The organism is Megasphaera sp. DISK 18 (assembly GCF_001682955.1).
Classification (GTDB): domain Bacteria; phylum Bacillota; class Negativicutes; order Veillonellales; family Megasphaeraceae; genus Megasphaera; species Megasphaera massiliensis.
Genome location: NZ_LUGJ01000034.1, coordinates 62,261 through 83,915, shown reverse-complemented (window position 1 = coordinate 83,915; position 21,655 = coordinate 62,261). Strand labels below are relative to the sequence as shown.

The 21,655-nt window shown below is 51.3% G+C and carries 19 protein-coding genes, 1 tRNA gene and 1 CRISPR repeat array; of the genes, 17 read left to right on the top strand and 3 right to left on the bottom strand.

Going from position 1 to position 21,655, the window contains the following annotated elements; translation table 11 throughout:
* Positions 1-25 precede the first annotated feature (25 nt).
* The 8 genes from mutS (at position 26) to A0U42_RS07955 (ending at position 9,290) form a co-directional block, all read left to right on the top strand.
* A complete protein-coding gene (gene mutS, locus A0U42_RS07990; protein ID WP_065360559.1) occupies positions 26-2,599 on the top strand; it encodes a DNA mismatch repair protein MutS in 2,574 nt (857 codons plus the stop codon).
* Positions 2,596-4,572 carry a DNA mismatch repair endonuclease MutL gene (mutL, locus tag A0U42_RS07985; protein WP_065360553.1) on the top strand — a complete coding sequence of 659 codons (1,977 nt, stop codon included), beginning with the start codon at positions 2,596-2,598 and terminating at the stop codon, positions 4,570-4,572. The genes mutS and mutL overlap by 4 nt, the downstream gene beginning before the upstream one ends.
* A 17-nt stretch (positions 4,573-4,589) precedes the next feature.
* Positions 4,590-5,378: a class I SAM-dependent methyltransferase gene (locus A0U42_RS07980; protein ID WP_255304136.1), complete on the top strand. Its 789-nt coding sequence runs from the start codon at positions 4,590-4,592 to the stop codon at positions 5,376-5,378.
* Positions 5,366-6,292: a tRNA (adenosine(37)-N6)-dimethylallyltransferase MiaA gene (miaA, locus tag A0U42_RS07975; protein ID WP_065360551.1), complete on the top strand. Its 927-nt coding sequence runs from the start codon at positions 5,366-5,368 to the stop codon at positions 6,290-6,292. The genes A0U42_RS07980 and miaA overlap by 13 nt, the downstream gene beginning before the upstream one ends.
* Before the next feature lie 33 nt (positions 6,293-6,325).
* Positions 6,326-7,576, top strand: a complete 1,251-nt coding sequence (locus A0U42_RS07970) for a methionine gamma-lyase family protein (RefSeq protein WP_176698856.1) — start codon at positions 6,326-6,328, stop codon at positions 7,574-7,576.
* The gene (gene rnmV / locus A0U42_RS07965) at positions 7,569-8,114 is read left to right on the top strand and encodes a ribonuclease M5 (RefSeq protein ID WP_044504120.1); all 546 of its coding nucleotides are present in this window, start codon (positions 7,569-7,571) and stop codon (positions 8,112-8,114) included. Before A0U42_RS07970 ends, rnmV begins: the two co-directional genes overlap by 8 nt.
* Positions 8,114-8,980, top strand: coding sequence for a 16S rRNA (adenine(1518)-N(6)/adenine(1519)-N(6))-dimethyltransferase RsmA (gene rsmA, locus A0U42_RS07960; RefSeq protein ID WP_065360549.1), 867 nt, complete (start codon positions 8,114-8,116; stop codon positions 8,978-8,980). The genes rnmV and rsmA overlap by 1 nt, the downstream gene beginning before the upstream one ends.
* A 221-nt stretch (positions 8,981-9,201) precedes the next feature.
* Positions 9,202-9,290: transfer RNA gene (locus tag A0U42_RS07955), tRNA-Ser, on the top strand.
* A gap of 219 nt (positions 9,291-9,509) precedes the next feature.
* Here A0U42_RS07955 and A0U42_RS07950 read toward each other — a convergent pair.
* Positions 9,510-9,845 carry a DUF898 family protein gene (locus A0U42_RS07950; RefSeq protein WP_065360548.1) on the bottom strand — a complete coding sequence of 112 codons (336 nt, stop codon included), beginning with the start codon at positions 9,843-9,845 and terminating at the stop codon, positions 9,510-9,512.
* A gap of 374 nt (positions 9,846-10,219) precedes the next feature.
* On the opposite strand from A0U42_RS07950, the gene A0U42_RS07945 reads away from it, so the two are divergent.
* From A0U42_RS07945 to A0U42_RS07905, 9 genes are all read left to right on the top strand, one after another.
* The gene (locus tag A0U42_RS07945) at positions 10,220-10,705 is read left to right on the top strand and encodes a hypothetical protein (protein ID WP_065360547.1); all 486 of its coding nucleotides are present in this window, start codon (positions 10,220-10,222) and stop codon (positions 10,703-10,705) included.
* A 108-nt stretch (positions 10,706-10,813) separates the two neighbouring features.
* The gene (cas4, locus tag A0U42_RS07940) at positions 10,814-11,479 is read left to right on the top strand and encodes a CRISPR-associated protein Cas4 (RefSeq protein WP_065360546.1); all 666 of its coding nucleotides are present in this window, start codon (positions 10,814-10,816) and stop codon (positions 11,477-11,479) included.
* A complete protein-coding gene (gene cas1c / locus A0U42_RS07935; RefSeq protein WP_065360545.1) occupies positions 11,476-12,507 on the top strand; it encodes a type I-C CRISPR-associated endonuclease Cas1c in 1,032 nt (343 codons plus the stop codon). The genes cas4 and cas1c overlap by 4 nt, the downstream gene beginning before the upstream one ends.
* Positions 12,508-12,509: 2 nt before the next feature.
* On the top strand, positions 12,510-12,806 hold the full coding sequence (gene cas2, locus A0U42_RS07930; protein WP_255304135.1) for a CRISPR-associated endonuclease Cas2: 297 nt from the start codon (positions 12,510-12,512) through the stop codon (positions 12,804-12,806).
* Between the two features lie 614 nt (positions 12,807-13,420).
* The gene (rfbA, locus tag A0U42_RS07925) at positions 13,421-14,305 is read left to right on the top strand and encodes a glucose-1-phosphate thymidylyltransferase RfbA (RefSeq protein WP_065360544.1); all 885 of its coding nucleotides are present in this window, start codon (positions 13,421-13,423) and stop codon (positions 14,303-14,305) included.
* A 56-nt stretch (positions 14,306-14,361) separates the two neighbouring features.
* Positions 14,362-15,384, top strand: coding sequence for a dTDP-glucose 4,6-dehydratase (gene rfbB / locus A0U42_RS07920; RefSeq protein WP_065360543.1), 1,023 nt, complete (start codon positions 14,362-14,364; stop codon positions 15,382-15,384).
* A gap of 28 nt (positions 15,385-15,412) precedes the next feature.
* The gene (gene rfbD, locus A0U42_RS07915; RefSeq protein WP_065360542.1) at positions 15,413-16,315 is read left to right on the top strand and encodes a dTDP-4-dehydrorhamnose reductase; all 903 of its coding nucleotides are present in this window, start codon (positions 15,413-15,415) and stop codon (positions 16,313-16,315) included.
* 45 nt (positions 16,316-16,360) lie between these two features.
* Entirely contained in the window at positions 16,361-16,969 is a 609-nt protein-coding gene (gene rfbC, locus A0U42_RS07910) for a dTDP-4-dehydrorhamnose 3,5-epimerase (RefSeq protein WP_065360541.1), read from the top strand.
* Between the two features lie 49 nt (positions 16,970-17,018).
* Positions 17,019-17,927, top strand: a complete 909-nt coding sequence (locus A0U42_RS07905) for an HAD family hydrolase (RefSeq protein WP_044504110.1) — start codon at positions 17,019-17,021, stop codon at positions 17,925-17,927.
* Positions 17,928-18,036: 109 nt separating this feature from the next.
* On the opposite strand, the gene A0U42_RS07900 is transcribed toward A0U42_RS07905, so the two are convergent.
* Both A0U42_RS07900 and A0U42_RS07895 read right to left on the bottom strand, forming a co-directional pair.
* Entirely contained in the window at positions 18,037-18,993 is a 957-nt protein-coding gene (locus A0U42_RS07900) for a C-Myc-binding protein (protein WP_065360540.1), read from the bottom strand.
* Positions 18,994-19,375: 382 nt separating this feature from the next.
* Positions 19,376-19,989: direct repeats of the CRISPR family, unit length 31 nt; unit sequence GTCGCACCCAAACGGGTGCGTGGATTGAAAC.
* Positions 19,990-20,078: 89 nt separating this feature from the next.
* Positions 20,079-21,473, bottom strand: coding sequence for an NCS2 family permease (locus tag A0U42_RS07895; protein ID WP_065360539.1), 1,395 nt, complete (start codon positions 21,471-21,473; stop codon positions 20,079-20,081).
* Between the last annotated feature and the right edge of the window lie 182 nt (positions 21,474-21,655).

Genomic DNA, 21,655 nt, shown 5'->3' with positions numbered 1-21,655 from the left:
TTTGGCAGGAAAAAAATTAACGCCCATGATGGAGCAGTACATGGAAGTCAAAGAGCAGTGCCAGGATAAGATTCTCTTTTTCCGCCTCGGTGACTTCTATGAGATGTTTTTTGACGATGCCTTGACGGTGTCGCGCGAACTCGATTTGACATTGACCGGCCGGGCCGGCGGCAATAAGGAAAAAGTCCCTATGTGCGGCGTCCCCTTTCATTCGGCCGATACCTATATCGAGCGCTTGGTCCATAAAGGGTATAAGGTTGCGATTTGTGAACAAATTGAAGATCCTAAATTGGCCAAGGGCCTCGTCAAGCGGAAAATCATCAAGGTCATCACGCCGGGGACGATTACCCTGGAAAATGCCGTAGCTTCAAAACAGAATAACTATATCGGCTGCCTCACGGCAAGTGACGGCATCATTTCCATGGCCCTAACGGATGTTACGACCGGTGAGTGCCTATGGGCCGACTGCGCTGCCTCTGAGATGGGCGACGTTTTATTTGACATCCTTGCCGTCTACGAGCCGAGTGAACTGATTTACGCCAATATGGGCGAGTATATGAAAACGGTACAGCACTACCTGAAGGGACACCTGAGTCAGTGCACGGTAACGGCTTTTGCCGTCGATGACAGCGTCGATTATAAGGAACAAGCCAAGTCGTATTTTGAGGCCGAAGCCTTTGCCGCCGCATCGCGGGCCGGAACCTGCATCGGCATCCTCCTGAACTATGTCAGGGATGTCATGCAGTCCGATATTTCGCATATCAATTCGCTGGAACACATCGATAATGAACGGCGCCTGGTCATCGACGCTGCCAGCCTGCGCCATTTGGAAGTTACCCAGAACGTCCGCGACGGCGGTCGCCGGGGCACCCTCCTCGACGTCCTCGACAAGACCAATACGGCTATGGGCGGAAGGCTTCTTCGCAAGTGGCTTGAAGCGCCGCTCATCCGCATCGCTGACATTACGCGTCGCCAAGATGCCGTAGAAGACCTGGTCCTCCATGAAATCATGCGCCAGGATCTCTCTGACGTACTCGATCGGATTTACGATTTCGAACGCATTTTGACGCGCATCGAAACGGGGACGGCGACGCCGAAGGACATGGTTGCCCTGCGCGAATCCTTGGCAGTCATTCCTCAACTGAAAGACGTCTTGTCCGGAGCTGAAGCCGACTTGCTGCACAGCCTGAATGATCGTCTGGAAACCCATGATGACGTCTATGACCTCTTATGCCGGGGCATTAAGGATGAACCGGGCTTGGTCATCCGCAACGGCGGCGTCATCCGCGACGGCTTTTCACCGGATCTCGACGAAATCCGCTCCATTGCCGCTAACAGCCATGCCTTTTTGCAGCAGCTCGAAGAAGAAGAAAAAGAAAAGACCGGCATCAAGCTGAAAATCGGCTATACGAAGGTCTTTGGCTATTATTTTGAAATCTCTCATTCCAATACCAAACCGATTCCCGACTACTACGTGCGCAAACAGACCTTGGTCAACGCCGAACGCTATATTACGCCGGAGCTGAAGGAATTTGAAATAAAGGCTCTGACCAGTCAGGAACGGATGCTGGAATTAGAATATAAATTGTTCGGCGACATTCGCCGCCAAATCCAGGCCCATATCCCGGCCATGCAGGAAACGGCCCGAGCCATTGCCCGCGTCGACTGCCTGTACAGTTTGGCGGCGACCGCCTACGATAACCGCTACGTCCGGCCATCCCTCAATACGAAATCCGCCATTCGCATCAAAGACGGCCGCCATCCCATTGTCGAGCGGTATTTGAAAGATGAATTGTTCGTCCCTAACGACGTCAACTTAAATCATGACGACCATGAAATTCTGGTCATCACCGGACCCAACATGGCCGGGAAATCAACGTATATGCGCCAAGTAGCCGTACTGGTCCTCATGGCTCAGGCCGGGTCCTTCATTCCGGCCAAAGAAGCCTCTATCTGCCCGGTAGACCGCATCTTTACCCGCATCGGCGCCAGCGACGACATCTTGACCGGCCAGAGTACCTTCATGGTGGAAATGAAGGAAGTCTCTTATATCTTAAAACATGCCACCTCCCGAAGCCTGCTCATCCTCGATGAAATCGGCAGGGGAACGAGTACCTTCGACGGCATGTCCATCGCCCGGGCTGTCATCGAATACTGCCTGAAAAACGTCCACGGCCTGACCTTGTTTGCTACGCATTATCACGAGCTCATCGCCATGGCCGACGACTCGCCGAAGATTAAAAACTATACCGTCGCCGTTAAGGAACGGGGCAAGCACATCAAGTTCCTGCGGCGCATCGTTCCCGGCGGGGCCGACCGCAGTTACGGCCTTCACGTCGCCCGTTTGGCGGGGCTGCCGGAAAGCCTTTTAAAACGAGCGGACGTCATTCTTGAAGAGTTGGAAAAAGAAGGGGGCGGAACGATGCCGGCTCAAAGGCCGGTCGTTCAAGAGCCATCCCCCATGGGAGACAGCCTCTTTTCCAGCCCGGTCATCGACAAGCTCCTCGGTGTCGATGTGAGCAGCATGACGCCTATTGAAGCGATTTCTTTCTTATATAGTCTGCAAAAAGATGCTAAAGAAGGAAGTGGAATCCATTGAGTTCAATCATTCATGTCTTAGATGAAGCAACACGCAATAAAATCGCTGCCGGTGAAGTCGTCGAACGGCCGGCGTCGTGCATCAAAGAGCTCGTCGAAAATGCCATTGATGCCGGAGCCTCTTCCGTTGAGGTAGAAATCGCCGACGGCGGCCAGTCTTATATGCGGGTCACTGACGACGGCTGCGGTATGAGTGCCGAAGATGCTAAAAAATGTATCATCCGCCACGGGACGAGTAAAATCAGTTCCGTCGAAGATATCTTTGCCATTACGTCCTTAGGCTTTCGCGGCGAAGCCGTGCCCAGCATCGCTGCCGTGTCGCACATGCAGATCACGACCCGTCAGGAAGGGGATGACTTTGCAACCCACCTCCTACTCGACGGCGGCGTCATTACGTCGGAAGACCAAGCCGGAGCTCCGGTGGGGACGACGATGGAGGTAAGCGACCTCTTTTATAATACGCCGGCCCGGCGGAAGTTCTTAAAGAGTGAACGGACGGAAAGCTCCAAGATTTCGGAAATGGTCACCAAACTGGCCTTAGCCAATCCGTCTATTGCCTTTACCTTTACCAATAACGGCCGAACGACGATGAAGACCGGCGGTACCGGTGACTTGCGAGAAACGATTGCCAATATCTACGGTGCCCAAGTGGCTCGAGAAGTCTTTGCCATTAAGGGCGAGCAGGACGGCATTACCCTCGAAGGCTATGTGGGAAAGCCGTCGGTCTTAAAGAGCAACCGCGGCTGGCAGACGTGCATCGTCAACCAGCGCATCGTCCATAACCCTTTGATGTTCAAGGCCATTGACAACGCCTATCACGCCATGCTGCCAAAATCGGGCTATCCCTTTGCCATGCTCCATCTTCGCGTCGACCCGGCGGCCATTGACGTCAACGTTCATCCGGCTAAGACGGAAATCAAGTTTTCCGATGAACAGGCCGTCTACCGGGCCATCTACCGCAGCATTGTAACAGCTTTGGTTGAGCAGGAAAAGCCGGAAGACATGGCCAAGACGATTGAACCGCCGTCAGAAGAAAAGACAATGGGACTGCCGGCCGTCGAAGAGATCCGCATTGCGCCGTCCAATCCGGCATCGACTGAAAAGTCCTCTTCGCCCGTGTCGGCAGTTCCTCAGCCTGCGGCACTGTTTACCGTCGACAAAGCGATGGCTTCGGAAGAAACGGATTCCCTGCGGGAAGAACCGAGCCCGGCCCGCTCCTTTACCGGCCGCCCTGCTTCTTCGATTCCCCGTCAGGAGCGGACTTATGAACCGCCGACTCGAACCGGTGACAGCAGTCGCCTCTTTTCAGAGGCCCTGGCTCAGCACGGACAAGGTGGCGGTGCGATGGAAGCCGCTGCATCAGATGCAGGGGAAGAGGCGCCGAAAATCGTCTTTGAAGGCGATGACGACGTCTTTATCCCCCTCGGCGTCGTAGCCGACTGCTTCATCGTCGCCAAGAAGGGGCAGGATCTGTACATCGTCGACCAGCATGCGGCTCACGAACGGATTCGTTACGACACCTTCTGCCGCCGTGTCGAACGGATGCCGAGTCAGCAGCTGCTGACGCCGGAATTCATTGAAGTCGACGGCGACGATATGACCCTCCTCTTGGAGCGGCAGGACATCTTTTCCGACTTGGGATATGCCTACTCTGAAGCCGGGCCGTCGACACTTCGTATAGAAGAAGTTCCCTGCGATCTGCAGAGCAGCGACATTGCAGATTCATTGAAGGATATCTGCCAACTCCTCCACGACCAGAAAGAGCCCGATAAGGCCATGGTCCGCCATCGCTCCCTGGCGTATCTCTCGTGCCACGGTGCTGTAAAGGCCGGCGACCAACTTAATATCCGCCAGATGAAGCAGCTCTTGGACGATCTCTTCCACACGGAAAAACCTTACGTCTGCCCTCACGGCCGACCGATTATCATCCGCTTTACGCCAAAAGAATTGGCCCATCTCTTTAAACGGACATGAGGACGAATATCTACGTCGTGCCTTCCTTAAAGGCCAAAGAAAAATTGCAGGATGAGGGAAGGGCCTGGGCTGAAGAAATGGGCTTTTCCTTTGTGCCTCGGCGCAAGCGGACCATCTCCGATTTGATGAAGGACTATGGAGAAAATTTCCTCGTCTACTCGTCGCGGGGACCTCAAATCGATCGCCCCGAAGGCAGCCATTTTTTCAGCCTCAATATGGCTGAACTGCGGATTCAGCACCTTCGCAAGGGGCAGCCGGATCATTTGCTGACGGCCCTTCAGGGAGGGACTCCGGGGGATGTGCCCTTGTCAGTCCTGGACTGCACCTGCGGCTTTGGCGCCGATGCCATGGTTGCTTCCTTCGGCCTGCCCGAAGGATCTGCAGTAGATGCTTTAGAAGTGTCGCCTCTCCTGGCGGCCGTAACGTCCTGGGGGTTTTCCCGCTTCGTCCACGATAAGGATGACGTCACGGCGGCCTTGCGCCGCATTTCGCTGCATTGCGGCGATTATCGTCACTATCTCGAAGCAGACGGCGGGCCTTTTTATGACGTCCTCTACTTCGACCCCATGTTCCGGCGCCCCGTCGAAGGGAGCTGCCAGTTCCAGCCCGTGCGGGCCATCATGGATCACGGCAGTCTCACGTCGGACCTCATTGAGCGGGCCCTTCAGAAGGCACGGCGCCGGGTCGTCATTAAAGAACGGGACTTTCGTCAATTGTGTCGGGATTTCCCGACGGCGACATTGTATGGCGGCAAATACAGTCACATTGGCTATGCCGTATTGGAGTGTGAATCATGGAAAAAGTAATTGCCATCATCGGCCCGACGGCGGTGGGAAAGACAGCCCTCAGCTTTTCCCTGGCCGATCACTACGGGACCGACCTCATTTCCGGCGATGCCTATCAAATTTATCGCCACATGGATATCGGCACGGCCAAGCCAACGGCCGATGAACTGACCCGGTACCGCCATTATTTAATCGATATCGCCGACCCTGATGAGCCGTATTCGGCTGCTAAATTCTGCTGCATGGCAGGTGAGGCTATTACCAAAATCAATGGGGAGGGGAAGATTCCCATCCTCGTCGGCGGCACGGGCCTTTACGTCCAGTCCCTCCTCGAAGGCTACGACTTTCAGGCCTCGCGGATGACGGAGGCTGATAAACAGCGAGCTCAGGCCAAGTTAGAAGGGCTCGATGAGGAAACCCTCAAAGACTATATCCGAAAAGAGACGGATTGGGAGCCGCCGGACTGGCACGAACTCTTGTCCAACACCCACCGCTTGACGCGTCTGGTCAGCGCTGTCGAACAGGGCGAGGGAAAATCCTTCGTCCGCCAGGGCAAGGCCCGTGATCTCGTCTATGACGCCTATGTCATCGGCCTTCGCCTGCCTCGGGAAGTTTTGTACGCCCGTATCGAAGAACGGGTCGACATCATGATAGAAGGCGGTTGGATTGACGAAGTCCGCCACCTCCTGAACCTTGGTTTTTCCCTTGACTCTCAGGCCATGAAGGCTATCGGCTATCAGGAATTGGGCCGATACGTACAAGGTGCGATGCCTCTTGACGAAGCCGTTCGTCAAATCAAGGCAAGGACGAGGCATTTTGCCAAGCGCCAGCTGACTTGGTTTAAGCGGATGCCTTATATTCACTGGTATGATAAGGATCACTATGATAACGAACAAGGATTGATAGCCGCTGTTTTAAAGGATATCGATCGTTAGCTTATAGATAGAAAGGAATCAACGACATTGTCTCTGGATTTAGAAGTATTACGAAAAGAAGCACTGGCACTTTGTGCCCCTCAGTTTGAACGCATTGACACCATTTGTCTGAAAAACACGGAAAAAGTATTGAAAGCCTATAAGGATGCGCAAATTTCTTCCTACCAGTTTGCCGGCACATCGGGTTACGGCTACAGCGACATGGGCCGGGAAAAACTCGATGAAGTCTTTGCCCGGGTCTTCAAGGCGGAAAAAGCCTTGGTCCGTCCTCACTTCGTGTCGGGAACCCACGCCTTGGCGACGGTCTTACTGTCTCTCCTTCATACGGGAGACCTCATGATGAGCCTCATCGGCGCTCCTTACGACACGATGCAGGGCGTCATCGGCTATGCCCGCCACACGCCTCATTCCTTAAAAGAAATCGGCGTCCACTATGAAGAAGTGCCCTTGAAGGATAATTCTTACGACCTTTCCGGCATTGAAAAACAGGTTGGCGAAAAGCAGCCGAAACTGGTCCTCATCCAGCGCTCTCGCGGCTACAGTACGCGGGCATCGCTCACCATTGAAGACATTGAAAAAATCATCGCCGTCGTCCGCAGGGTCAGCCCGAAGACCATCTGCTTCGTCGATAACTGCTATGGTGAATTTGCGGCCGAACGAGAACCTATCGAAGCCGGTGCCGATATCATCGCCGGTTCACTCATCAAGAACCCCGGCGGCGGCATTGCTCCGACGGGAGGTTATATTGCCGGCAAGGCGGAACTCATCGAAGCTGCAGCCGACTACCTGACGGCACCGGGACTCGGTGACGAACTCGGTTCTTATGCTGCCGGCTACCGCCTCTTCTTCCAGGGATTTTTTATGGCCCCTCACGTTACGGCTCAGGCCATTAAAGGGGCTGTCTTTGCAGCCGCTGTCTTTGAAAAAATGGGCTTTCGCGTATCGCCGGCCGTTACGACGCTGCGCGTCGATTTGATTCAGACTATCTATTTAGAAAACGAGCAGAATATGTGCCTCTTTTGCCAGGGAATTCAAGGCTTTTCGCCTGTCGATGCCCATGTCACGCCCATTCCTGATGATATGCCGGGATATGCCGACAAAATCATCATGGCAGCCGGCGACTTCGTCCAGGGCTCGTCCATTGAGCTCTCGGCCGACGGCCCGATTCGCGATCCCTACATGATCTACCTCCAAGGGGGCATCGTCTTTGAACACAACGTATTGGCTATCTTAAGCGCGGCTCAGTACATCGCCGAACATCGGGAAGGAGCGGCTCATGATTAAGGAAGTCCTGGTCGTCGAAGGAAGGTCTGACGTCGCCCGCATTCGGGCCAGCCACATCGACGTCGACATGATTACGACCGATGGGTTCAACTTAAAACCCCATACGCTGGACCAGATTCGCTGTGCTTATGAAAAACGAGGCATTATTATCCTGACCGACCCCGACCGGGCGGGGGAACAGATCCGAAAGTTCCTGACCGATCGTTTCCCCAATGCCAAGCACGCCTTTATTCCCCGGAAAGATGCTATTGCCAACGATGACCTCGGTGTCGAACAGGCATCACCTGAAGCCATCCGCCTGGCCTTGTCCAAGGTTCGCTGTGCCGCCTATGAACCGCAGGATACCTTTTCCATGAGCGACCTTAACGGGGCCGGATTGAACGGCAGTCCTGACGCATCCGACCGCCGGGCGCAAGTCGGGGCCATACTCGGCATCGGCTACGGCAATGCCAAACAGTTTTTAAAACGATTAAATCATTACGGTGTTACCCGCCAGGAGTGGGACCAGGCTATCCGCCAGATTGATGAGGTGAAATAATGAAAGAAGTCGACTTATCTAATCCCGACGTCGTCCGCTACGTCGTCAACCGCTTTGGCCTGCGCATGAATAAGAAGCTGGGGCAGAACTTCCTCATTCGTCACAGTGTCGTCGATGACATCGCCGATGCGGCGGATCTCAGTGAGGGCGATCCGGTCCTTGAAATCGGGCCGGGCATCGGGACCCTGACCCAGGCACTGGCCGAAACAGGGGCAGCCGTAACCGCTGTCGAATTGGATGACCATCTGCTGCCTGTTCTCGATAAAACCTTGGAACATTACGACAACGTCCGTGTCGTCCACGGCGATATTATGCGTACGGACATTGAAACCCTCATGAATCACCAGCCTTTCAAGGTCTGTGCCAACCTGCCGTACTACATCACGACGCCGATCATCATGAAGCTCTTGGAACAGAAACTGCCAATTGAACGGATCGTCGTCATGGTTCAAAAAGAAGTGGCTGAACGAATGGTAGCCGTACCGGGCCATAAGATTTACGGGGCTCTCTCGGTGTCGGTTCAGTATTATACGGAACCGAAGATGCTCTTTGAAATCTCGCCGAAGTGCTTCATGCCGGCGCCGGAAGTCACGTCGGCCGTCGTTGCCATGGATGTCCGTAGGGAACCTCCTGTCGATTTGATGGATGAAAAACGGTTCTTTAGTGTCGTCAAAGCGGCCTTTCAGCAGCGGCGGAAAACCTTGTCCAATGCCTTGAAGAATACGGGGATGACCAAGGAACAGATTGCCAATGTCTTGGAAGCGGCCTCCATCGACGGAAAGCGTCGTGGTGAAACCTTGTCGCTCCAAGAATTTGCCGACATTGCCAACTACTGGGTCAAAACGACGAAGGGTGAAACCTTGTAAGCGAAGGAGCGCCAGGACCGATCGTCGTGCCGTGCGTTTGTGAGAGGATTCCCTATGAATGGAGTATAGCGAAACCTCCTTCATAGGGAGCCGGCCTCTTCCACCCCAAGGAAGCGTGCTGGTAAAGACTCTCAAAGGGGCTTTCCTGTCGACGAGGGGAAATTACCTGGAAATTACTTGACGAATAGTATGTACCGTGATATACTAATTAAGTCTTTTGTGGAGCGGTATCGAAGTGGTCATAACGGGGCTGACTCGAAATCAGTTAGGCCGAAAGGTCTCGTGGGTTCGAATCCCACCCGCTCCGCCACAATGAAAAGCCGCACTGTTAAGCCTTTTATAGGTTTGCCAGTGCGGCTTTCTTTTTTTTGTCATGAAATAAATGATTGTCTTATCGTTGGATGTTTGTCGAGAGAGAGACCGATGGTATTGTAATCGCCTTCACATAATTTTACGAAGAGCAAGAAACAGCCGTGAGTTTTAAGACTCACGGTTGTTTCGATTACTCTGACTGTCGCCCTCGTCATCATCAGGTATCGATGGAGTCTCCTGGCGATACCATGTGGGTGTGTTTTACGCGCCAATTCGTCATTTTATTGTAAAGCCAGAGACCATAGATGCCTATGGTAATCAGCGTGAAGAACCACCATTTGATGTAGTTGCCGAAGAGCTGTGTCCCCGTCCCGTCGAAATAGAGACGGTGGCCGTCGATGACCGTATTGCGGCACAGCCAGCGTTGGAACATGACGTAGCCCCAGGGATAGGCGATGCCGAGGGTGACGATCGTCAGAAGGGTCATAATCAGATAATAACCGATAAAACCGAGCACCGATCCTTCGAAGTAAGATTCTTTTGAAACATTCATAGATAACACCTGCTTTCTTTTTATGTGCCCTCATAGGGCCTGAGGCCCGGCGGGGGAGGAATCTCCCTGTCCCGAACCGAGTACCTTCATGCTTCCTATTATACCAAATTTTTGACTTTATTATACCATTTATGCAAAATATTAGAGTGTAGTCAAGGCATCAGCCATTTCGCATCAGCCCTGTACCATAAGCGAATCACAGCGATTCGGAAAACAATAAATAATAGGTCTTATTTGTGTCATATCTACGCAAAAACCTCATGAAAGCCTTCATCGCAGTGACAATTTTGGCTGGACTGACTATATTTTTTATGCTATAATAACAAAAAGTAATTTTAGTTATCATTTGAAAACTGGAAATGGAGGATGTTACTATGCAGAAAAAAAGTATTTTAATTGCAATGTTTTGGGTTTTAGCCGCAGTATTACTTCCTGTGTCGTCGACTTCTTTTGCAGCTACGATTGTTCCTGCCGGTCAATCGTCTTATTCCGCCGATGCTTTATATGGAACCTATCCGTTCGTCGGCTCCGATGAAGACAGTAACTACTATCTGGATCCTTCCAGCGCCTATTTTGCCAATCGTGAAAGCAGTGTTCCTGCTTTAGGCGGATTGGTTTATAAAGTAAAGAAGGGTAGCAGCGATGTTGCTGTCAGCCAGCTCGATCCGTACAACGTAACCTTCTCGACCTACACGGGCAACTCCGAACGCTATATCTCCGTCGACCGTGTCATGCATAACGGCGTAAACGTTCGCCAGGAAATGACGGAAAACAATCAGGCTTTCTTTGACAGCTTGTTCTGGAAAATCGCTGACGTTACGGGCGCAACGGAATACTGGAGAACCCACGTAAATAACTAAATTCCTCATAGTAAGTCTTAAACCCTGCAATGAATGTTGCAGGGTTTTTTGCTGTCTGTGACGAAGTTATTAAGGACGACAGTTTTTGTCTGGGAAGCGAGTGATGGTATGAAGAATAGAACATATTCAGAAGAAGAGTATTTACAGATTGCAGAAATTCAACACTTTGCCTTCTGTCCTCGTCAGTGGGCCTTGGATTATTTGGAGGGACAGTGGCAGGAAAATGTCTTGACTATCGAAGGCCATGCCCTGCACGATAAGGCCCATGACCCCATGAGCCGGGAAAAGCGAAGGGGGAAGATCATCGTACGGGGGATGCGCGTTTTTTCAGCTTCTTTGGGGATTTCCGGCGATTGTGATATCGTGGAATTTCATCAAAAGAAGGACGGTGTCTTTATTCCTTCTTTTGAGGGAACCTACGAGGTGATACCCATTGAATACAAGCGGGGCCGGCCGAAGGAAGGAGAGGAAGATGTCTTTCAATTAGCCTTGCAGGCCCTCTGCTTGGAAGACATGTTTTGTACGACCATTCCCTACGGCTACATCTATTACGGGGAAACGAGGCGGCGGGAAAAGGCAATATTTTCAGAGGAGCAGCGGGAAAGAATCATGAAGCTCTTGGGACAGATGCGCCAATATATTCAAAGGGGATATACGCCGAAAGTACGGCGCCGCAAGGGATGCCGTAAGTGCTCCTTAGCTGATGTTTGCCTGCCGAAATTAAAGCAAGATACTTCGGTTCAAGATTATTTAGAAAAGAAGTTGATCGAATGAAGCCTTTATTGAATACCTTATTTGTAACGACGGACGGGGTCTACCTGTCTTTAGATGGAGAAAATATCGTCGTCTTAAAAGATCAGGCCGCACTGGCTCGATTTCCTCTCCATAATTTTGAGCAAATTACGACTTTCAGCTATTTGGGAGCCAGCCCGGCTCTGATGAAAAAATGCGCCGATATGAATATTGCCCTGAATTTTATGTCGCCTCAGGGGCGGTTTCAGGCACGGGTCATCGGAAGGAGCAACGGCAATGTCTTACTTCGAAAAGAACAGTATCGCCGGTCAGACAGCGAAGAAACGTGTTTGCCCTTAGCACGGGCCTTTATTTTAGGAAAGCTTTATAACGGCCGCTGGGTATTGGAACGGATGATGCGCGATCATGCGATGCGGCTGCCCATGGAGGCGTTCCAAAAAACGTCAACCCTTATGAAAGAGGCTTGTCAGTCCCTGATGTCGGCTGCCGATTTAGGCGAAATACGAGGGATTGAAGGGCAGGCCGGAGCGGCTTACTTTTCCGTTTTCGATGCCATGATACTGAACCAGAAAGACGACTTTTTCTTTACGGAGCGAAATAGAAGGCCGCCTCTCGACCGAATGAACTGCTTACTGTCCTTTCTATACGCCATGCTGGCCAATGATGCCGGAGCAGCCTTAGAAGGCGTCGGCCTTGATTCTTACGTGGGATTCTTGCATCGTGACCGGCCGGGGCGCCAGTCCCTGGCCTTGGATTTGATGGAAGAGCTTCGACCGGTCATGGTCGACCGCACGGCTCTGTCCATGGTCAATACCAAGAAAATCAAGGGCAGTGACTTTTATGAGGAAGAAGGGGGTGCCGTCTTGTTGACTGACGAAGGACGCCGAAAAGTCTTGTCGTACTGGCACGATCACAAAGAAGAGACGATTCAGCATCCCTTCTTACAGGAAAAGATGAAGTGGGGCCTCGTTCCTCATGCTCAGGCCTTGTTGTTGGCACGGTATCTGCGCGGTGATTTAGACGGATACCCGCCGTTTATGTGGAAGTAGGGATGATTATGTATGTCTTAATTACGTACGATATCAGTACCGTTGACAGTGCCGGGAAAAGCCGCTTGAGAAAGGTAGCCAAGGTCTGTCAGAATTACGGACAGCGCGTCCAAAACTCCGTCTTTGAATGCAAAGTCGATCCGGCCCAGTGTAAAACCTTAGAACTGAAGTTGGAGAACATCATTGACGAAGCTACAGACAGCCTGCGGTTTTATTATTTAGGCAAGACGAAAGAACTGAAAGTCAAACACGTCGGGGCAAAGCCGGCTTACGATATCGAGAGCACTCTCATCATATGAAGCGCGCAAGGGAAGTTCCCTTATTTTTCCCCTGTTTGTGGTTGTTAGCAACGGTGAAAAGATAAATGGGGAATCATTGTCGTGTGATGTATCCTGATTGTGGAGATGTGACCCTATTTTTACGGCTGTGTATTTGGGAAAACAGCTTTGCTGCCGCCCCTCCTCATGGGCGTGATAGACGCCGGCTGTATTAATCGGAGGGGATTTCCCGGTTGACGGTGATTCCGTAATGAGTTTTTTATGTTAACGGCCTATGGTGATTGAAAGAGCGGGGGCGTGAATGGTATAATAGATGTGTAAGTGTCACACACTTTTGATTTGTATCGATTAAAAGTGTGTGTGGATTGAAAGATATATGTTGTGGTTAGCTTACCACAAACGATATCGCACCCTTTTTGGGTGCGCGGATTAAAAGCGTGATGCGGCAAGTGGTTCTTTGAAACTGCTTGCCGCATCTTTTATGCAGACACGTTTCGGAAATTACGGCAGCAAGGTGAAAAAGCCCGCAGCTGTTTGATCTTTTCTGTTATATATCGAAATCCTGAGTGGGTACACATTGGGCAAAGGCCCTGAAAATATGGTATACTTAATGAGCATAAGTGAGGAGTGATCTTTTGAAAGGTATTGTATTGGCTGGTGGAAGCGGAACTCGCCTGTATCCGCTGACGACAGTGACATCGAAGCAGTTATTGCCGGTCTACGACAAGCCCATGATTTATTATCCCTTGTCGACCTTGATGTTGGCCGGAATTCGGGATATTTTGATTATTTCTACGCCGACGGATTTGCCGAACTTTGAGCGCCTCCTCGGCGACGGCTCTCATTACGGAATCCATTTGAGCTATAAGGTTCAGCCTTCGCCTGACGGCTTGGCTCAGGCCTTTATCCTCGGGGAAGAATTTATCGATGGGGAACCGTGTGCCATGATTCTCGGCGACAATATTTTCTACGGTGCCGGCCTGACCCGTCACCTGCAGCAAGCCGCTAAGATGCGGGAAGGGGCCACCGTGTTTGGTTACTACGTTGACGATCCGGAACGGTTCGGCGTCATTGAATTCGACAGGGAGGGAAAGGCTATTTCTATCGAAGAAAAGCCGCAGCAGCCGAAGTCGAACTACGCCGTAACGGGCCTTTATTTCTACGATCGCCACGTCTGCGAATATGCTAAGCAAGTGAAGCCCTCGGCTCGCGGCGAACTGGAAATCACCGATTTGAATAAGATTTATTTGGAAAAAGGAAAACTCGATGTCGTAACCCTCGGACGTGGTTACGCCTGGCTCGATACGGGAACCGTCGACAGCCTGAGTGAAGCCTCTTCTTTCGTAAAGGCCGTGGAAAACAGAGCGGGGATCCAAATCGCTGCCTTGGAAGATATTGCTTACGGTCACGGATGGATCACCAAGGAAGTCCTCGAAGAGAGCGCTGAAAAATACGGCAAGAGCCCTTATGGACAGTATTTGAAGAAAGTCGCTGAAGGACGGTTCCTGCGGGACGAATAACACATATAGGAAGGCCTTATCGGAAGGTTACATCGAGAAATGGGAGGAACTTTTTCATGAATATCATCGTCACCGGCGGTGCTGGATTTATTGGCTCTAATTTTGTCTTTTATATGTTAAAAACACATCCTGAAGATCGGATTATTTGCTTGGATAAATTGACCTATGCCGGCAACTTGTCGACGCTGCAGCCAGTCATGGATCAGCCGAATTTTCGCTTCGTAAAAGCCGATATTTGTGACCGAAAAGCTGTCTATCAGCTCTTTGAAGAAGAAAAACCGGACATGGTCGTCAACTTTGCGGCAGAATCCCATGTCGATCGCTCTATTGAAAATCCTTCGATTTTCTTAGAAACGAATATCATGGGGACGGCAGTCCTCATGGACGCTTGCCGCAAGTACGGCATCGAACGCTATCACCAGGTATCGACGGACGAAGTCTACGGTGATTTGCCCTTAGATCGTCCGGACCTCTTCTTTACGGAAACGACACCCATTCACACGTCGAGTCCGTACAGCTCGTCGAAGGCTTCGGCCGATTTGTTGGTTCTGGCTTATCATCGGACGTATGGACTTCCGGTGACGGTGAGCCGCTGCTCCAATAACTACGGACCCTATCATTTTCCGGAAAAATTGATTCCCCTTATGATCATCAACGCTTTGAACGACAAAGCTCTTCCTGTCTACGGCGACGGCCTCAACGTCCGCGATTGGCTCTACGTTGAAGATCACTGCCGGGCTATCGATCTCATCCTTCGCAAGGGCCGTGTCGGCGAAGTCTATAACGTCGGCGGCCACAATGAAATGAAGAACATCGATATCGTTACCTTGATCTGCCGGGAACTGGGGAAGGACGAAAGTCTGATTCAGCATGTGACCGACCGCAAGGGTCACGACCGCCGCTACGCCATCGACCCGACAAAGATTCACGAGGAACTGGGCTGGCTGCCGGAAACGAAGTTTGCCGACGGCATCAAAAAGACCATCGCCTGGTACCTGGAAAATAAAGATTGGTGGCAGCCTATCGTCTCCGGTGAATATCAGACCTATTATCAAGAGATGTACGGCCATCGCGGTTAAACCCGATGAAGGGAAAGAGGGACATATTATGAAAATTTTCGTGACCGGTGTCAATGGACAACTGGGACATGACGTAATGAATGAATTGGCCAATCGCGGTCATGTTGGTATCGGCAGCGATTTGGCCCCGACATACAGCGGCATTGCTGATGACTCGGCTGTCACCAAGGCGCCGTACCGACCCTTGGATATTACCGATAAAGAAGCCGTATCACAGGCTCTACGTGAAATCCGGCCTGACGCCGTGATTCACTGCGCCGCTTGGACGGCTGTCGATATGGCTGAAGACGACGGACTCGTCGATAAGGTTCGCGCCGTCAATGCCGGCGGAACTCAGCATATTGCCGATGTCTGCAAAGCTTTGGACTGCAAGATGCTCTATCTCAGCACGGACTACGTCTTTAACGGTCAGGGAACGGAGCCGTGGCAGCCGGACTGCCGCGATTATCAGCCTCTCAACGTCTATGGACAGACGAAGCTTGAAGGAGAGCTGGCCGTATCTCAGACCTTGGATAAGTATTTTATCGTTCGCATCGCCTGGGTCTTTGGTAAGAACGGCAAAAATTTTGTTAAGACCATGCTCAGTGTCGGCAAGACCCACGATATGGTCCGCGTCGTCAACGACCAAATCGGGACGCCGACCTATACCTTTGACTTGGCGAGACTCCTCGTCGACATGATTGAAACCGATAAATACGGCTATTACCATGCGACGAATGAGGGAGGCTACATTTCCTGGTACGACTTTACCTGCGAAATCTACCGCCAAGCCGGCTATACGACCAAGGTAATTCCCGTTACGACAGCGGAATATGGCTTATCGAAGGCAAAGCGTCCTTTCAATTCGCGCCTGGACAGACAGAAACTCGTCGAAGCCGGCTTTACGCCCCTTCCCGATTGGAAGGATGCCTTGAAGCGCTATTTACAGTAACGGTCTGACACGGGCCTTACAAGAAGATAAAGGAGATATAAATCAATGGGGCAGATTACAGTAGAAAAGAATGTCGGAAATATCGAAGGCCTCTGCATCATCACACCGGCCGTTCACGGTGATGACCGCGGTTTTTTTATGGAGACCTATAATCAGCGAGATATGGAAGAAGCCGGTTTTCATATTAATTTCGTCCAAGACAATCAGTCTATGTCGACTAAAGGCGTCTTGCGAGGCCTTCACTTTCAAAAACACTTCCCCCAGTGCAAATTAGTTCGTGCCGTTCGGGGCAGCGTCTTTGATGTCGCCGTCGACCTTCGCCGCCAATCAAAGACCTATGGGAAGTGGTACGGTGTAGAACTGAGCGCTGAGAATAAGAAGCAGTTCCTGATTCCTGAAGGCTTTGCTCACGGATTTTTGGTCCTCAGTGACGTCGCTGAATTTTGCTATAAAGTCAATGACTTCTGGCATCCCAATGATGAAGGCGGCATGGCTTGGAACGATCCGGAAATCGGCATTCTTTGGCCCGGCCTGAAAGGAAATTATGACGGAAGCTGCCGTGCTGCCGGCTATACCCTGGCCGATGGCACGCCTCTTACGATGAGTGATAAAGACCAGCAATGGTTGGGACTGAAAGATACCTTTTCCTTTTAAGCGAAATAGAGCTCTTTTTTTCTTCGAGTGAAGCAGCGAGGTGAAGCCTATGCAGAACATCATCGCCGTCATTTGGGATTTTGATAAGACCCTTATTGACGGGAATATGCAGGATCCGATTTTTGAAGAGTACCATATCGATAAGACCGAGTTTTGGAAGGAAGTCAATGACTTGCCTGCTCAGTATGCCAAAGAAGGTATCCGGGTCAATGGCGATACGATTTATTTGAATCAGTTCATTAAGGAAACACGTAAAGGGACTTTTAAGGGACTGAACAATGAAAAACTCCGGGGCTTTGGTCAAAAACAGAAGTATTATCCCGGCGTTCCCGATATTTTCAAGAATCTCAAAGCCGTCGTAGAAAATAATCCTCGCTATCAGGAATACAATATCAAGGTCGAACACTATATCGTCAGCACGGGGATGTTGGCCATTATCAAGGGGTCGGCCGTCATGCCTTACGTCGAAGCTATTTGGGGCTGTGAATTCATTGAGGACGTTGATGAAAATCAACAGAAAATCATCAGTGAAATCGGCTACACCATCGACAACACGACGAAGACGCGTGCCTTGTTCGAAATCAATAAGGGCGTTCCTCAACGGCCCGATATTGATGTCAACGCCAAGATGTCCGACGCCTATCGCCGCGTGGCCTTTCCGAATATGATTTACATTGCCGACGGGCCCAGTGATGTGCCGGCCTTTTCGGTCATCAATAAATTCGGCGGGGCGACCTTTGCCATCTATCCCAAGGGAAATGACACGGCCTTCCAACAAGTCAATCAGCTGCGGGAAGACGGCCGCATTGACATGTATGCCGAAGCCGATTACCGTGAGGGGACGACGGCCTATATGTGGCTGACCCATAAGGTCGATGAAATGGCACGGCGCATCTACTTCGCCGAAAAAGAAAGTCTCGAAGGGGCTATCTCGTCGGCGCCGAAACACTTAGTGTAATCAAAATATGACAGCAAAAAGTCCTTCACAGGCAGGTTTGACACCCTGGCTCCGGAAGGACTTTTTTGTTCTGGAATGATGCGTTTTATGGAAATTTGACAGTGGCAGACTATTCTCCCAAGGCGTAGAGAATGTCGGCAGCGACGGCATTGAGATTGTATCGGCTGGTATAGCAGACCATCGTGCCTTGAGAAGCGGCTTGCTGGCAGGCTTTGCGGACTAGGGCGTGGCCGGTGTGATTGGTGTTGATGATCAGAATGTCGGCGCCCTGTAATTTTTGGCCGTCGAAATTCTTGTTCTCCAAAATCGTCCAGTCGGGAAAGCGAGTCCTGATTTTTTCGTGCCACAAGTCATTGCCGCCGGCGACGCAGACCGTAAACGTATCGGTCGCTTTTTCAAGGCGTGCCGTGTAGTCGTCGGGAAGGGGAAAGGCGCCTTGCTCTAAATCCTCTTGGGGACAGCGGGCTTCCCATTCTTGGAGGGACTGTTCCAAGGTCTTTACATAGCCGTCATAATTTTCCTGCAAAGCTTGAAATGCGGCCTTGGTCTGAGTCAATTCGTCGCGCAGGCTGGTAGCCTCGTCGTCGAAAACGGGCGGGGTATCGTTATAGACGAGGCGAATCAATCCCAGTCCCAAGGCAATCTGTCCGGCCGTATCAAGGACGCCGGCCAGTTTCAAAGCTTCAGCCGTATCCGATGGCGCTGTCGTATCGGTGACGGCAATGCGGCCGCGGACCTTGTGGCCCTTGATGGCCGTGGGCCGAGAAAATTGCTCGATAATTACCGTGGCAATCTTCTTTGTCTCGATATTGTCCGTGCGGTGTAAGGTATATTCCGCCTTGCGCGGCGTGAAGCTTTCCCGGGTCAACTGACATTGGCCGGTCATCAGGCCCGTTTGATCGGGAAAGGTTACAGCCGGATTGGCTTTTAACTTTTTCCATAATCGTGCTGTCGGGACGGGACGGCCGGCAAGACAGATGGCTTCGCCGTAAGGCAGGAAACGCTCTTCGCCGCGGCAGGACAGGCCTGAGAATGAATTTGTATAGAGTATCTGCGTGATTTTCATAATGGTAAAGCTCCTCATGATGCTGGAATGTTTCTATTATAAGCCATTCGAGGAGAGAATGTAAGGAGGACTAAGAGAAAGTTCGGAGAGGACAGAGACATTCCTGACAGGGAGTTCTTTAGTACAGTGTGAAAAATGAGGAAAAACTGATTTTTCTTACAGAAAGAAAAATCACGTGTGCTATAATAGTCTTAACAAAGCCCGAGCAGATAAAGACGATGATAAATGCGAAGGGGAAGTGACCATGATAAATCCCCGTGAAAGGAGGAGATGAAATAGAAAAATGTAAACCTTGTCCCTAATCACTGCCGAATAAGGCTCGGCAGTGGGAACTTAGATACATCGATATAAAAGAAAGAAGCGAAAAAATAAAATTTTCGCTGTCGCACCCAAACGGGTGCGTGGATTGAAACCAGGACAACGGCCGCAGCATGAGCCAGCGGCCGCGTCGCACCCAAACGGGTGCGTGGATTGAAACATACCTAGAGGGGTCTGAAATTTCACAGGATGCAGTCGCACCCAAACGGGTGCGTGGATTGAAACATGAATACTGACCTTAATATCATGTTCAGCACAAGTCGCACCCAAACGGGTGCGTGGATTGAAACGGCCTCGTAAGAATTGACAGCGAAGGTCATGTCGTCGCACCCAAACGGGTGCGTGGATTGAAACTCGTCACGGATTTCACCGGGCTGGAATGCTTGTGTCGCACCCAAACGGGTGCGTGGATTGAAACCATGGCCATGACAATAGGGAAGGCAAAATCAATGGTCGCACCCAAACGGGTGCGTGGATTGAAACAATGCCGGTCTGTTGCTCCGCCTCTGCGATTAAGGTCGCACCCAAACGGGTGCGTGGATTGAAACGGGTCGTTGCCGAGTGCCTTGGCCAGCTCGTCGAGTCGCACCCAAACGGGTGCGTGGATTGAAACATACATGTGAGCGCAGACCTTTAGCGTCGTCTGAGTCGCACCCAAAGGGGTGCGTGGATTGAGGCTGTGTTTGGCCGCTTTAAAATTGGGCACAAAAAAGAGGCTGTACGCCGTGATTTTGTTTCTCACGGGGTACAGCCTTTTTGCTATCACCTTATAAGAAAATATATTTTAATACGAAGATGACGGCTAGGACGTACATGAGGAGGGAAATTTTTTCCCGTTTGTTGGTCAAGACGTTGATGAAGACATACGAGATAATGCCGAAGGAGATACCTTCTGAAATGCTGTAGCAGAAAGGCATGGCAATGATCGTGATGTATGCCGGAATGGATTCGCTGAAGTCGTCAAAGTCGATACCGACGACGGCGGTCAGCATGAGGAAGCCGACGATGACCAGGGCCGGTGCCGTAGCGAAGGCCGGAATGGCCATGAAGAACGGTGATAAGAAGAGGGACAAGGCGAAGAGAATGGCCACGCAGACGGCCGTTAAACCGGTGCGGCCGCCTTCACTGACGCCGGTAGCACTTTCGACGAAGGTCGTCGTCGTGCTGGTACCGAGGACGGCACCAAAGGTCGTTGCGACGGCGTCGGCTAAGAGGGCGCCTTTGATGCGGGGCAGACGGCCGTTTTCGTCGAGCATGTTAGCCTTGGACGATACGCCGATGAGGGTTCCTAAGGTGTCGAAGATGTCGACGAAGAGGAAGGCGAACATGACGACTAAGAAATCCAGGCTGAAGACGCGGCTGAAGTCGAGTTGTCCGAAAATCGGGCTCAGGCTGGCCGGGGTAAAGGCAGCGGCACCACCGGAAAGGTCGGGGATGACGCTGAACATTTTTAATTCCGGATTGGGGACGTAGAGGCCGGTCAGTTCGCAGATGATGGCCAGAATCCAGGTGAAGAGGATGCCCCAGAGGATGTTGCCGCGGACTTTTTTGACCATCAAAACGCCGGTGAACATGATACCGATCATGGCCAGGAGAACCGTGATGCCCACGGTATTGAAGGTGCCCGTAGCGGCAGACTGTTTAAACGAGAAGAGGGCGATTTTCGTAGCCGGATTGGCGACGATGATCTGGGCATTCAAGAGGCCGATAAGGGCGATGAAGAGGCCGATACCGGCGGATACTGCCTTTTTCAGTGTCATGGGGATGGCGTTGAAGATCGCTTCGCGGACATTGGTCAGGGACAAGACGATGAAAATAATCCCTTCCACGAATACGGCTGCCAAGGCCATTTCCCAGGTGTAGCCCATCTGCAGTACGACCGTAAAGGCAAAGAAGGCGTTGAGCCCCATGCCGGGCGCCAAAGCGAAGGGATAGTTGGCAAAAACGGCCATGCACAAGGTCCCGATGAGGGAAGCCAGGGCCGTTGCCGTCAGGACGGCGCCCTTGTCCATACCGGCGGCGCTCATGATTGTCGGGTTGACGGCCAGAATGTAAGCCATAGTCATAAACGTCGTAACCCCGGCTAGGATTTCGGTGCGTACCGTCGTGCCGTTTTCACGGAGATGAAAAATACGGTCGAGAAAAGACGGTTGGTTTTCCATAACTTGTTCACACTCCTTTTTAATACTGCCATAAATGAATATAATGAATAATGACAAGTAGATATTATGGAATATTATCATTATAGGGGCTTTAGCATATTTGGGCAATACTTTTGTCAAAAAAAGGGAGAATATGGTACAATGAGTCAGAACAATAAAATATATGATATTAACGAAATAAG